12 protein-coding genes are annotated in these 12,117 nt (G+C 64.9%); 8 read left to right on the top strand and 4 right to left on the bottom strand.

Features of this window, described 5'->3' with window-relative positions; genetic code table 11:
• Positions 1-333, bottom strand: a complete 333-nt coding sequence (locus tag ACREEF_RS08230; RefSeq protein WP_431565111.1) for a hypothetical protein — start codon at positions 331-333, stop codon at positions 1-3.
• 128 nt (positions 334-461) lie between these two features.
• Between ACREEF_RS08230 and ACREEF_RS08225 the strand changes: the two genes are divergently transcribed.
• Positions 462-890: a hypothetical protein gene (locus ACREEF_RS08225; protein WP_431565110.1), complete on the top strand. Its 429-nt coding sequence runs from the start codon at positions 462-464 to the stop codon at positions 888-890.
• Between the two features lie 125 nt (positions 891-1,015).
• On the opposite strand, the gene lepA is transcribed toward ACREEF_RS08225, so the two are convergent.
• Positions 1,016-2,824, bottom strand: a complete 1,809-nt coding sequence (gene lepA / locus ACREEF_RS08220) for a translation elongation factor 4 (protein ID WP_431565109.1) — start codon at positions 2,822-2,824, stop codon at positions 1,016-1,018.
• Between the two features lie 444 nt (positions 2,825-3,268).
• On the opposite strand from lepA, the gene ACREEF_RS08215 reads away from it, so the two are divergent.
• Complete coding sequence (locus tag ACREEF_RS08215; protein WP_431565108.1) at positions 3,269-4,381, top strand: NAD-dependent epimerase/dehydratase family protein; 1,113 nt, start codon at positions 3,269-3,271, stop codon at positions 4,379-4,381.
• A gap of 77 nt (positions 4,382-4,458) precedes the next feature.
• Positions 4,459-5,457: a UDP-glucuronic acid decarboxylase family protein gene (locus tag ACREEF_RS08210; protein ID WP_431565132.1), complete on the top strand. Its 999-nt coding sequence runs from the start codon at positions 4,459-4,461 to the stop codon at positions 5,455-5,457.
• 91 nt (positions 5,458-5,548) lie between these two features.
• Here ACREEF_RS08210 and bcsS read toward each other — a convergent pair whose 3' ends face one another.
• Complete coding sequence (bcsS, locus tag ACREEF_RS08205; protein ID WP_431565107.1) at positions 5,549-6,259, bottom strand: cellulose biosynthesis protein BcsS; 711 nt, start codon at positions 6,257-6,259, stop codon at positions 5,549-5,551.
• 267 nt (positions 6,260-6,526) lie between these two features.
• On the opposite strand from bcsS, the gene ACREEF_RS08200 reads away from it, so the two are divergent.
• On the top strand, positions 6,527-7,594 hold the full coding sequence (locus ACREEF_RS08200) for an endo-1,4-beta-xylanase (RefSeq protein ID WP_431565131.1): 1,068 nt from the start codon (positions 6,527-6,529) through the stop codon (positions 7,592-7,594).
• Here the strand turns inward: ACREEF_RS08200 and ACREEF_RS08195 are convergent.
• Complete coding sequence (locus ACREEF_RS08195) at positions 7,581-9,020, bottom strand: glycosyltransferase family 2 protein (RefSeq protein WP_431565106.1); 1,440 nt, start codon at positions 9,018-9,020, stop codon at positions 7,581-7,583. The genes ACREEF_RS08200 and ACREEF_RS08195 overlap by 14 nt on opposite strands.
• Positions 9,021-9,466: 446 nt before the next feature.
• Here ACREEF_RS08195 and ACREEF_RS08190 point away from each other — a divergent pair, with 446 nt between their 5' ends.
• The 4 genes from ACREEF_RS08190 (at position 9,467) to ACREEF_RS08175 (ending at position 12,024) form a co-directional block, all read left to right on the top strand.
• On the top strand, positions 9,467-10,210 hold the full coding sequence (locus ACREEF_RS08190; RefSeq protein ID WP_431565105.1) for a hypothetical protein: 744 nt from the start codon (positions 9,467-9,469) through the stop codon (positions 10,208-10,210).
• 73 nt (positions 10,211-10,283) lie between these two features.
• The gene (locus ACREEF_RS08185; RefSeq protein WP_431565104.1) at positions 10,284-10,700 is read left to right on the top strand and encodes a hypothetical protein; all 417 of its coding nucleotides are present in this window, start codon (positions 10,284-10,286) and stop codon (positions 10,698-10,700) included.
• Positions 10,701-10,729: 29 nt separating this feature from the next.
• Positions 10,730-11,422 carry a C39 family peptidase gene (locus ACREEF_RS08180; RefSeq protein ID WP_431565103.1) on the top strand — a complete coding sequence of 231 codons (693 nt, stop codon included), beginning with the start codon at positions 10,730-10,732 and terminating at the stop codon, positions 11,420-11,422.
• A complete protein-coding gene (locus ACREEF_RS08175; RefSeq protein ID WP_431565102.1) occupies positions 11,422-12,024 on the top strand; it encodes a hypothetical protein in 603 nt (200 codons plus the stop codon). The genes ACREEF_RS08180 and ACREEF_RS08175 overlap by 1 nt, the downstream gene beginning before the upstream one ends.
• Positions 12,025-12,117 lie beyond the last annotated feature (93 nt).

The raw sequence follows: 12,117 nt of genomic DNA, 5'->3' as shown, positions 1-12,117 counted from the left end.
CTAGTTGACCGATCGGCCGCCGGGTGAGCGCGGAACGGGGCGTTCCGCGATGCCCAGACGCTGCATATCCTTCAACATGTCGCTGGCCATGCGTTCGCGTTCGCTGCTGTTGACGGGAACCTGGCGGCAGACGCGGCGCATGATGTTGCTGTCCAAGGCCCGTTCGCGGCTGCACACCTCGCGCGTCGGACCGTCCGGCAGGGACGGGGCGCGGGCCGAAATCGCGCGGGACGGCGTGCTGGAGGCGACGCGCGGCCGCGCGGCCGGCTTCTCTCCGGTCTGGACGGCGGGCGCACCGAGCAGGGTCAGGGCGGCGACGGCGATCAGCAGCATGACGGTCTCTCCCCATCATTAGAGCAAGGACCTACCCTGCCCTCGATCTCTCGTTGTGGCAACAGTGTTATCTGAATGGCAGCGCTTCAGAGCGCGCTCAGCCGGCGGCCTTCGTGCTAAGGGACGCCATGACCCAAGCCCCCCTGCGCCGCCTGATCGACCTGCCCGGCGTCGATGATCTGGAACTGAAGGCGCTGATGAAGCCGCGCTACGCCGATCCCGACGCCCGTGACGAGTTCCCGGAGATCGACGCCCTGACCAGCGCCCTGTTCGGCCTGACCGGCGACGAAGCCGAGGCCGTCGCGCTTCCCGCATACTGGGACGACATTCACCGCCTGTCCGGCGCCGACCTGGCCGAGGCCTTCGAGGCGCTGGGCTGGGACGTGACCGACAAGCGCCGCAAGCCCCTGCGGCTTCTGCCCCACTACGCCCTGCCGCTGGCGCTCGCCGTGCGCGGCCTCGCCGGCGAACTGCCCTTCGTGGCTGAGCCCGACCACCCGACGACCGACTGGGGCGCGGGTCTGGCCGCCGACGCGGCGCGCTTCCGCAAGCGCTAGAAGATCTGAGTTTTCATCCGGGTCGCACGACGTGGTGACAACGCCAGTGTGCGGGCTGCAGACATGAAAAAGGGCGGAAAGCATCGCCTTCCGCCCTTTCTGATTTTGAAGGCGCGTGCCGAGGATCAATCCTCGTCCATCTTCAGGGCAGCGATAAACGCCTCCTGCGGGATCTCGACCTTGCCGAACTGGCGCATGCGCTTCTTGCCGGCCTTCTGCTTCTCCAGCAGCTTCTTCTTGCGGGTGGCGTCGCCGCCGTAGCACTTGCTCGTCACGTCCTTGCGCAGGGCGCGGACGGTTTCGCGGGCGATGATCTTGCCGCCGATGGCCGCCTGGATGGGGATGACGAACATGTGGGGCGGGATCAGCTCCTTCATCTTCTCGACCATGCCGCGTCCGCGCGTCTCGGCGCGGCCGCGGTGGACCAGCATGCTGAGGGCGTCGACCGGCTCGGCGTTGACCAGGATGCTCATCTTGACCAGATCGCCGACCTTGTAGTCCGTTAGCTCGTAGTCGAACGAGGCGTAGCCCTTCGAGATCGACTTCAGGCGGTCGTAGAAGTCGAAGACCACCTCGTTCAGCGGCAGCTCATAGACCACGAGCGCGCGGCTGCCGACGTAGGACAGCTCGATCTGGGTGCCGCGGCGATCCTGACACAGCTTGATGACGCCGCCCAGGTATTCGTCGGGGGTCAGGATGGTGGCCTTGATCCACGGTTCGGCGATGCTTTCGATCTGCATCACGTCGGGCAGGTCGGCCGGGTTGTGCAGGTCGATCTCGGTCCCGTCGCGCTTCTGGATCTTGTAGACGACCGAGGGGGCTGTCGCGATCAGGTCCAGGTTGAACTCGCGGCTCAGGCGCTCCTGGATGATCTCCAGGTGCAGCAGGCCCAGGAAGCCGCAGCGGAAGCCGAAGCCCAGGGCGGCGCTGGATTCCATCTCGAAGGTGAAGCTGGCGTCGTTCAGGCGCAGCTTGCCGATGGCGGCGCGCAGGTCCTCGAAGTCGGCGGCGTCGACCGGGAACAGGCCGCAGAAGACCACCGACTGGACTTCCTTGAAGCCCTTCAGCGGTTCGGCGGTCGGCTTCTTTTCATCGGTGATGGTGTCGCCGACGGCGGCGTGGGCCACTTCCTTGATCTGGGCGGTGATGAAGCCGACCTCGCCCGGGCCAAGCTGGTCCACGGGGGTGTTCTTGGGCAGGAAGACGCCGACGCGGTCGACCAGATGGGTCGAGCCCGACTGCATCATCTGCACCCGCTGGCCGGCTTTCAGCACGCCGTCGAAGACGCGCACCAGCAGCACCACGCCGAGATAAGGGTCGTACCAGGCGTCGACCAGCATGGCCTTCAGCGGGGCGTTGATGTCGCCCTTGGGCGCCGGCAGACGGGTGACGATGGCCTCCAGCACGTCCTCGATGCCGATGCCCGACTTGGCGCTGGCCATGACGGCGTCCGATGCGTCGATGCCGATGACGTCTTCGATCTGGGCCCGCACCCGCTCCGGCTCGGCGGCCGGCAGGTCGATCTTGTTGAGGACGGGCACGATCTCATGGTTGTTGTCGATGGCCTGATAGACGTTGGCCAGGGTCTGGGCCTCGACGCCCTGCGAGGCGTCCACTACCAGCAGCGAGCCCTCGCACGCGGCCAGCGAGCGCGACACCTCATAGGCGAAGTCGACGTGCCCCGGCGTGTCCATCAGGTTCAGCACATAGTCCAGCCCGTCCTGGGCCTTGTAGTGCAGGCGCACGGTCTGCGCCTTGATGGTGATGCCGCGCTCCTTCTCAATGTCCATGTTATCAAGGACTTGCGCCGACATTTCGCGCGCGGTCAGGCCGCCGGTGTGCTGAATCAGCCGGTCCGACAGCGTGGACTTGCCGTGGTCGATGTGGGCGACCACCGAGAAATTGCGGATGCGTTCGATAGGGGGCGTCGTCATGGTCCGGCGCGCTTAGCATCCGCAGCGCTGGAACGCCATGAAAACGGCGCAGGGGCCGCGCGGCGGGCGACGAGGGCCGAGGCGTGGGGCAGGGCGACTGGGCGCGTCTGCGGGTTCGAAACGTCAAGCTGTCGTTCGATTTCGCGCGTCGGTTGTTAATTGGGCAGAGAAACCGTCGTTGTCTTATCTTTTGATTTCTCGATGCTGGATTTATTAATGGCGCATTAACTGTCCCGGAACTGTTCGAACCGAGCCGGCGTTGCCGAATCGAAGTTTGGGCTGGGAGTGGGATGTGATGTGCGATCGACAATATCGGCTCGACTGTAGAGTCGGCCCGAAGGTTTCTTGCTTGAAGACTGGAAAAAAGCTTGAGCTTTCCGGTGCGACATCGAGCAAGGGCGACGTCTCAACACTGTTCTTCGGCGTCTGAGGCGGGGAATGGCCATGGGAGACACCATTCTCATCACCGGCGGCGCAGGGTTCGTGGGCCGCCACGTCGCCAAGGCCCTGCTGGAGCAGGGGCATAGGGTCAGGGCATTGGACAGCCTGATCGAACAGGTTCACCCGACGGGCGTTCGGCCCGCCGACCTGGACCCGGAGGTCGAGCTTCTGGTCGGGGACATTCGCGACGAGACCATGGTGCGCCGCGCCGTGGCGGGCGTCGACAAGGTCATCCACCTGGCCGCCGAGGTCGGGGTCGGCCAGAGCATGTATGCGGTGGACCGCTACACCTCGGTCAACGACTACGGCACCGCCGTCCTGTTCCAGCAACTGATCGACCGGCCGGTGCGGCGGGTTGTCGTCGCCTCGTCCATGAGCATCTACGGCGAGGGGCTGTATCGCACCGTCGACGGCGAACTGAGGCAGGACGTGGTGCGCGGGCGCCGCAACGCCGACGGCTCCTGGGACCCGCAGGACGCGCAAGGCCGGGCTCTGATCCCCGCGCCGACGCCCGAGACCAAGACCCCGACGCTGAAGAGCGTCTATGCGATCAACAAATACGTCCAGGAGCTGCTGACCCTGACCCTGACCGCCCAGTACGGGATGGAGGGCGTGGCCTTGCGTTTGTGGAACATCTACGGGCCGGGGCAGGCGCTTTCGAACCCCTATACCGGGGTCCTGGCCATCTTCGCCTCGCGCATCGCCAACGGCCACCCGCCCATGGTCTTCGAGGACGGGCGTCAGCGGCGCGACTTCGTCCATGTCTCGGATGTGGCCCGGGCCTTCCTGCTGGCGCTGGAGGAACCGGCGGCGAACGGCGAGACCTTCAACATCGGTTCCGGCGAGGATCGGTCGGTGGAGCAGGTGGCGCGTCTTCAGGCCGCGTCGATGGGCCGGGCCGATCTGGAGCCGCTGATCACCCAGCAGGCCCGCGCCGGCGACATTCGCCACAATATCCCCGATCTGACCAAGGCGCGGACCGTGTTGGGCTATGCCCCGCGTCAGGACTTCTCGGACGGCTTGGCCGAACTCGCCGAATGGGTGGCGCGCCAGGAGGCCGAGGATCGCGTGATCGAGGCGCGCCAGGAACTCGAGATGCGGGGGCTGGTGCTGTGACCCCGGCCATTGACGACATGATGGGCGGCAGGATCGCCGAGTATCGCGGAACGTACGAGGGGCCGATGACGTCCAGAATCCGTAACCAGACCATACTCGTCGCCGGCGGCGCCGGATTCCTCGGCTCCCATCTGTGCGACCGCCTGCTGGCCGAGGGGGCGCGGGTGATGTGCCTCGACAATCTGTTGACCGGAAGCATGGACAATCTGGAGCGGGCCCTGGGCCATCCCCGCTTCGAGTTCGTCCGGGCCGACGTGGTCAATTCCATGCCGGGCGTGGTGACGCGTCGGCGGTTCGACCGCATCTATAATCTGGCCTGCGCGGCGTCGCCGCCGCTCTATCAGGCCGATCCCGAGCACACGCTGCTGACCAGCGTCATGGGCACCAAGCACCTGCTGGATCTGGCCCAGGCCAAGGGCGCGCGCTTCCTGCTGAGTTCGACCAGCGAGATCTATGGCGATCCGCACGTCCACCCGCAGCCCGAGACCTATTGGGGCCATGTCAACTCGACGGGGCCGCGCGCCTGCTACGACGAGGGCAAGCGTTGCGCCGAGACGCTGAGCTTCGATTTCGACCGCGCGGGCCGCGGCGAGGTGCGCGTGGCGCGCATCTTCAACACCTATGGGCCGCGCCTGTCGGCCGAAGACGGCCGGGTGGTGTCCAACCTCGTCAGCCAGGCCCTGTCGCAGGCCGACATCACGGTCTTCGGCGACGGCAGCCAGACCCGCTCTTTCTGCTATGTCGACGATCTGGTCGGCGGGCTGATGGCGCTGATGGAGCATGACGGCCCGCAGCCCGGGCCGATCAATCTGGGCAATCCGACGGAACTGACCGTTCGCGACCTGGTCGATGTCGTGCTGGAGCTGACAGGGTCGTCGTCCGAGGTCGTCTATCAGCCGCTGCCGACCGATGATCCCAAGCGGCGCCGCCCCGACATCTCCAAGGCCGCCGCCGTTCTGGACTGGCGACCGACCACGCCGCTGAGGCAGGGGCTGAACGCGACCATCGACTGGTTCGACGAGCAGGCCCGCTCGCGGCCGTCCCGGGCGACTTCAGGCGTCGGCCTGACCATCTGAGGGGACGCGCCCCGCCGGGCCCCGCGCATCGACTCGCCGCCCCCGGGGTAGCCCGGGGGCGGCGGTCTGTTCGGCGGGGCGAACTCAGGCCCTAGAAGCTGCGGCTGGCGCCAATCGCCACATAGGGTTCGGTGTCGCGATCGCCCATGCGGCCGCCGACCGAGAGGCGCACCTCGGTCCCCGTCATGGGTTCGAACGCCACCATGGCTCCCAATGACTGCCGGTCGTAGGTGGGGTCGCCCTCGATGATCGTCTCGACGCCCAGGCGAAGGCCTCCCGGCCGAAGGGCGCGGGTGACCTCGCCGCGGATATAGTAGTCCTGGATGTCGAAGGCGTAGGAGGCGTAGCCGCCCGCGCGCCAATCGCCCAGGTGCCTAGCGCCGTCGATCGAGACCAGGCCATCCCACTGCTCGCCCTCCCTGGGGTTCAGCGGGTCGTCCAGCGACAGGTCGGTGTTTGAATAGCGCACGCCCGCGCCCAGGTTCAGGTAGCCCCATTCACCCGAGCGGCGGTGCACCAGCGAAAGCTCCAGATTGACGTAGTCGGCGTCAAATTCGGCGGCGCCGCGCCGATAGTCATAGGCGCCGGCCGAGGCGATCGGCCGAACGGCCCAGCCTTGATCGGGACGCGCGCCCGGCAAGGGAACCAGGGCGCCGAAATAGCCGAAATGGTCGTCGGCGACGAAGCCGCCGCCAAAGATGGCGGGCTTGTCCTGGGCCAGCGCCGGCCCGAACAGGCTGCAGCCGAACAGGACTGCGGCGAACGCGAGCTTCGGCTGGCTGAGACGCAATGCAACTGACATCGACGATATTCCTCCCTCAAGGGGGTTCGGTCGCCAGCAGACGGCGACCGTCCCGAACGTTCCACCAGAAGCCACAGTTCCGCCCTATCATTTGACATGAAATGAACAGAGCGCTCTGATTTCAGCCATGCTGACCCTGGGGGGCGTGCACTGCTCATTAAGTTTGGTCGGGCAGGCTGTCTTCAACATCACCGACGGACCGGATCGATGCGTCTTCTTTCGACACGCCGAGGCTTTCTCGGCGGCGTGTTCGCCGCGCCTGTCCTCATGGGCGTTCCGGGTCTGACCGAAGCGAGAACCGGGATGGACGCTGCGAAAAGTCGACGGGCGCTCGGCCCCTATCTGGGCGCGGCGGTTCGGATCGACCAGATCGAGGCCGATCCCCGGCTGGCGGAGGCGGTGCTGCGCGACTGCGCCTCGCTGACGCCCGAGATCGACATGAAATGGGACGCGCTTCAGCCGGGGCCAGGGGACTGGCGCACGGGGCTGGCCGACGGCCTGGTCGCCTTCGCCCGCCGCCATGGGCTGGCGGTGCGCGGCCATACCCTGCTGTGGGACCAGAGCACCCCGGCCTGGGCGCGGGCGCGGCTGGAACGGAACCCGGGCGACTGGAAGATCGTCGCCGACTATTTCGAGACGGTGCTGAGCCGCTACGGCGCCGCCGTCAGCGAATGGGACGTGGTCAACGAACCCATCGACACCCAGGCCCGCGACAACCTGCGCGCCACCGTGTTCAAGAAGGCCTATGGGCCGACCTATATCGAGCGCGCCCTGCACGAGGCGCGGGCCCATGCCCCGAACGCGCGCCTGGTCATCAACGACTACGGCTTCGACTATGACAATCCGGTCGAACATGAGCGTCGCGCGGCCTTCCTGAGGCTTCTCGAGCAATTGAAGTCCAGCGGGGCGCCGCTGGACGGGGTCGGCGTCCAGGCTCATCTCGATCTGAGCAAGGGGCCGCTGAAGCGTGAAATCCTGGCGCCCTTTTTCACCCGCATCGCCGATCTGGGCCTGACCATCGCCATCACCGAACTGGACGTGAAGGAAGAGACTCTGCGGGGCGACGTGGCCGAGCGGGACCAGCGGGTCGCTGATCACGTCCAGGCCTATCTCGACATCGCCCTGGAACAGAAGTCGGTGACGGGTCTGACCACCTGGGGGCTGAGCGACCGCCATTCCTGGTTGCAGAAACAGCCTGTCCGCCCGTCGGCCAATCCGGCCGGGATGAACCGAGGTCTGCCCTACGACGGCGCCCTGGAACCGAAGCCGGTCTACTGGGCGATCCAGCAGGCCATGTCCGGCGCCAAGGCTCCGACGACGCTTACGACCCGCTGATCGCCGGGGCCTGTTCACGTCCCTCCGATCGGATCAGGGCCTCGTTGGCGTTGATCTTCTCGGTCCGTTCCCAGATCAGGCCGCCGTCGCGCATATACATCCAGAAGCCGAGCCATAGCGGGACCAGCCAGACGACCCACCAGGTCATGAGGAACAGCGGGTTGACCTTCAGCATATAAGCCAGCCGGTCCGAGGTGCGGTTCAGCACCAGGGCGGTCCGCTTCCAGGTGCTGACGTAGAGGCCGATCAGCGTGACCGCGAAGACGGTGACGTTGATCAGCGACAGCCAGAACAGCCAGGGCGGAATCGCGTCGTTGTGGTAGCCCAGCGTCAGCGCCCAGACCCCGGTGGGGAAGCCGATCGCATTGACCCAGAGCGAGGCGCACGGCAGGAAATTCGTCCAGGCCTTCAGCTTCTGGATGGGCGACAGGCCCAGTTCGCCCAGCGGGCGACCCAGGCTCTGGAAGAAGCCGCAGACCCAGCGTTTGCGCTGGGTGATCCCCCGGCCGAAGGTGATCGGCACTTCTTCGATCAGCGGCGCCTGGACCACGCCCAGCCGCTTGCCGGCGGCCCAGAAACGCATTCCCACCTCAGGGTCCTCGATCGCCAGCCAGGGATGGAAGCCGCCGAGCGTCTGCAGGTCCGAGGCGCGGAAGAAGACGCCCTTGCCCAGGATCCAGTAGGGATGTTTGCCGTCGGCGGTCAGGTGGCGGTACTTGCGTCCGTCCCAGGCCATATGGTCGAAGGCGTGCCAGCTGGCCGCCAGGCTGGTGTTGAGATTGCCGGCGACGTTCTCCGCCTGGATGACGTCGTGGGTCAGCATCCCGGCCGCCCCGGCGCGGAAATGGTCGGGCGGGGGGCAGCTGTCGGCGTCGATGTAGTCGATCAGGAAATCTTCGCCGTGCGGCGCATCCTCGAGCGCATGATAGAGGGCGTAGATCAACTGGCGCGTCTTCTTGGGCGGCAGGTTGCGGTCAAGCGCGCGCGGGCCCTTGTGCCACCAATAGGCATGAGGGTTCTGGTCCCAGGCCTTCCAAACGATGTCCCACGAGGGATGGCTGGTCGGCGGAACCTCCATGATGCTCAGGAAGTCGAACTCGGCCCGCAGGCGCTCCAGACTGGCGATGGTCGCATGGTCGTCGGCGTTGGGAATGGCGACGACGCGCCGACGATCCTTGGGATAGTCCAGCCGGGACAGCGCCGTGAAGGTCGTGCGCATCGTTTCTTCCAGCTCGTGCAGAACGGGATAGAAAAGCAGGATCGGCGGCGTCTCGTCGTCGGGCGGCGCGGTCTCCGAGCTGACCAGGTTCACCGGGCGGGTGAACAGGTAGAGGTCCACCAGGAAGGTCAGGGCGTACAGAATCTGTGCGACGGCGAAGAGCGTCAGCCAGATATTCTGGCCTGAGAAAAGATCGATGGCGTTCACCTGGAAAACTCCCCTCCAGACTGACTGACGCCGAGCGGCGTCGCTTGGTTCAGAGCCCCCCAGCGGGGCGATCACCAAAAGCCCAACGCGCGTCTCTTCATGAAGATGCATGAGGAGTCGCGAAGACGCGGCGCCGAAGAGAAATTTACCGCCAAGGTTCTATGATTGATTGTATCGAATACTGGATTTTTGGGGTAACGATCGTGTTATTCGACTTAAAAACGAAGGTTTTATCCTAAGAATTCCGCTCTCAATTCCTTCCTGCTGGGGGCGGCGGGCGGTGTTAAAAAGAACAAATGATCAGTTCGAGTAGGTTTTCGCCTGCTTCTGGCCAGTTTCGAACGCTTTTGGGCTGAATGGAGCAGGGGGAACGCGACCGCATCGCTGCGATTGTTGGTATCGGAGGCCGAGGGGCCTTCCTTTAACCAGCTATCGGAGGGTTCATCGTGACCAGTAAATTTATGACGTCGGCCGTCGCTCTGACGGCGGCTCTGGCTCTGGGTCTGCCGGCGACCGCCGCCTTCGCCATCGGCGGTCCTGACATCGACGATTCGTTCAACGACAACTCGACTGACATCGACGTCGATCTGGACGACTCGCTCAACGACAATTCGACGAACGACTCGAACAACGACAATTCGACCGATCTCGATGTCGATGTGTCCGACTCGCTCAACGACAATTCGACGAACGACTCGAATAACGACAATTCGACCGACCTCGATGTCGATGTCACGGATTCTTTCAACGACAATTCGACGAACGATTCGAACAACGACAACCGCGACTACGACGACTCGTTCAACGACAATCGTGATTACGACGATTCATTCAATGATGAGCGCGAATACGACGACTCGTTCAACACTGATATTGACGATTCCTACAACAGCGATTCTTCGACGAATGATTCCAACAACGACAATTCCGATCATTCGACGACCGACATCAAGGTCGCCCTGTCGCTTCAGAACCTCGAAGCGAGCGTGAGCGGCTTCGAGTTCGATGTTGGCGGCAGCCATCACAAGGCTGGCGAGTTGAAGACCGGCGACATCAGCAACTCGGGCGGCGCCTTCGCCGGCTTCGCCGGCATCCAGACCGCGACCTACAACACCGGCTTCGCGGCCACCAACCAGGCGGCGACGGCGATCAGCGCCAACGCCAACGTCACCTTCGGCAACGGCGGCTGAAGCTGAAAAGACTGAACCGGCCAGACGATCGTCTGGCCGGTCTTCTTTCCGGCTTTAGAGGAGGGTGAGTGCGATGTTTCGCTATCTGAGAGGCGTCGTCGTCGGCGCGCCGATCGTCATGATCGCCACAGTCGCTGCGGCCCAGGTCGCACCGGAAGCTCCGACGTCCGTCCCGGGCGCGCCGCTCGTGGCCGCGGCGATCGGGCAGGTTCCTGCCAGGGTCGAGGACGAACCGAAGGCGCTCAGCCTGGAGGAGTTGGAAGAGGAGAGCGGCCGTCAGGGCATCTACATCTATGCCGGCTCCAACCAGAATCTGTCCGCAGTCAATTCCGGCAACACCATCAAGGCCGACAGCGTGGGGTCGGGCAATATCGCGCTCACCGAAGGCGCGTTCGCCGGCTTCGCAGGCATCGGCAATTTCGTGGTCAACAGCGGCCACAACAACAATCTGCAAGGGTCGCTCAGCATCATCCTTGTGACGCCGCAATGACTAGCCGGTCCCCAGGAGTCTCTCTGGGCGTGGGGGCGGTCGCCCTGCTGGCTATGGCGTGCGGGGCGCCGGCGGCGGCTCAGGTCACGTTCAGCCAGGGCGGCGGCACATATTCGCTACAGGTCGTCAGCTACCGCGACATTCCCTTCAGGACGGTGGTGCGCCAGGAATACGACTACAGCTGCGGTTCGGCCGCCCTGGCGACGCTTCTACGCTATTCCTACGGCCGCGACGTCGCCGAGCGCGAGGTGTTCGTGTCCATGTACGAGAACGGAAACCGCGAGGCCATCGAGCGCGTCGGCTTCTCTCTGCTGGACATGAAACGCTACCTCGAAACCCATGGCTTCCAGGCGGACGGCTTCCGCATGAGCCTGTCGGCGCTGGAGGAGGCGGGCGCGCCCGCCATCGTCGTCGTCAACCAGCAGGGCTATCGGCATTTCGTGGTGGTGAAGGGCATGGCCGACGACCGCGTGCTGATCGGCGATCCCGCCCTGGGGCTGAAGGCCTACGGCCGCGCCGAATTTGAGTCGATGTGGAACGGGATCGCCTTCCTGATCCGCGATTCCGCCGACCGTTTCAACACAGCCGAGGAGTGGCGGCCGTTCGCCAAGGCGCCGATGGATCGCGCCTTGCCGACGGGCTCTCTGGCCGAGCTGACGCGCGAACTGCCGCCGCTCTACCAGATCACGACGACCTTCTCGCTAGATCCCTATCTGCGGTGATGAAGATGTTTCGTGTCCGAGTATTCAGTCTGAGTATTTGCGCCGCTGCGCTGCTGTTGGCGCAGCCGGCGCTCAGCCAGTCCGCATCGACGTTCGATGCGCCCATTCCCCTCACCGACGAGGAGTTGGCGGATATGCGCGGCGGGTTTCTCACCGCCGGCGGGGTGGTTTTCGACTTCGGCGCGATCGTGCGCACCTATGTCGGCGGCGCCTTGGCCCTGGAGACGCGCCTGACCTGGACGCCTTCCGGTCCCGTGACCACCCAGGTCACAGGCGCCCTGCCCGGATGGGCCTCCCTCGCGGACGGCGCCGCCGCCGCTCAGGCGGGCGGGCTGGATTTGACAGGCTTGCCGCCGGGCTCCAGCGGTCTGGTCCTGACGGATGCGAACGGATCGACGGCTCTGATCCATAACGTCATGAACGGTCAGCTGCAGAATATGGTGCTGAACGCCGCCAATAACCGCGACATCCACCAGGATATGCAGGTGATGCTCACCTTGCCGAATTTCGACGCCATGCAGCGGGACTTCTCGCTCAGTCGGCTGGGCTCCCAGATCTCTGGAGATCTTGACTGGGGCAGCGTCCAGGGCGTCGGGCGCTGATCTTCGAACCATGTTCCCTTGAGGCGGGCCGATCTGGAACTGGATAGACTTCGGGTCGTTTCACCTTTCGTTAAACAAATGCGTTTGGGCCCG

The organism is Brevundimonas sp., assembly GCF_050729455.1.
Classification (GTDB): domain Bacteria; phylum Pseudomonadota; class Alphaproteobacteria; order Caulobacterales; family Caulobacteraceae; genus Brevundimonas.
Note: the sequence above shows the minus strand (reverse complement) of the source record. Positions and strands in the feature narration are given on the sequence as shown.

What these genes read in the sequence shown, in the direction of transcription:
- ACREEF_RS08230 (WP_431565111.1), bottom strand. Translation starts at nt 333, where the DNA reads ATGCTGCTGATCGCCGTCGCCGCCCTGACCCTGCTCGGTGCGCCCGCC.
- ACREEF_RS08225 (WP_431565110.1), top strand. Translation starts at nt 462, where the DNA reads ATGACCCAAGCCCCCCTGCGCCGCCTGATCGACCTGCCCGGCGTCGAT.
- lepA (WP_431565109.1), bottom strand. Translation starts at nt 2,824, where the DNA reads ATGACGACGCCCCCTATCGAACGCATCCGCAATTTCTCGGTGGTCGCC.
- ACREEF_RS08215 (WP_431565108.1), top strand. Translation starts at nt 3,269, where the DNA reads ATGGGAGACACCATTCTCATCACCGGCGGCGCAGGGTTCGTGGGCCGC.
- bcsS (WP_431565107.1), bottom strand. Translation starts at nt 6,259, where the DNA reads ATGTCAGTTGCATTGCGTCTCAGCCAGCCGAAGCTCGCGTTCGCCGCA.
- ACREEF_RS08200 (WP_431565131.1), top strand. Translation starts at nt 6,527, where the DNA reads ATGGGCGTTCCGGGTCTGACCGAAGCGAGAACCGGGATGGACGCTGCG.
- ACREEF_RS08185 (WP_431565104.1), top strand. Translation starts at nt 10,284, where the DNA reads ATGTTTCGCTATCTGAGAGGCGTCGTCGTCGGCGCGCCGATCGTCATG.
- ACREEF_RS08175 (WP_431565102.1), top strand. Translation starts at nt 11,422, where the DNA reads ATGAAGATGTTTCGTGTCCGAGTATTCAGTCTGAGTATTTGCGCCGCT.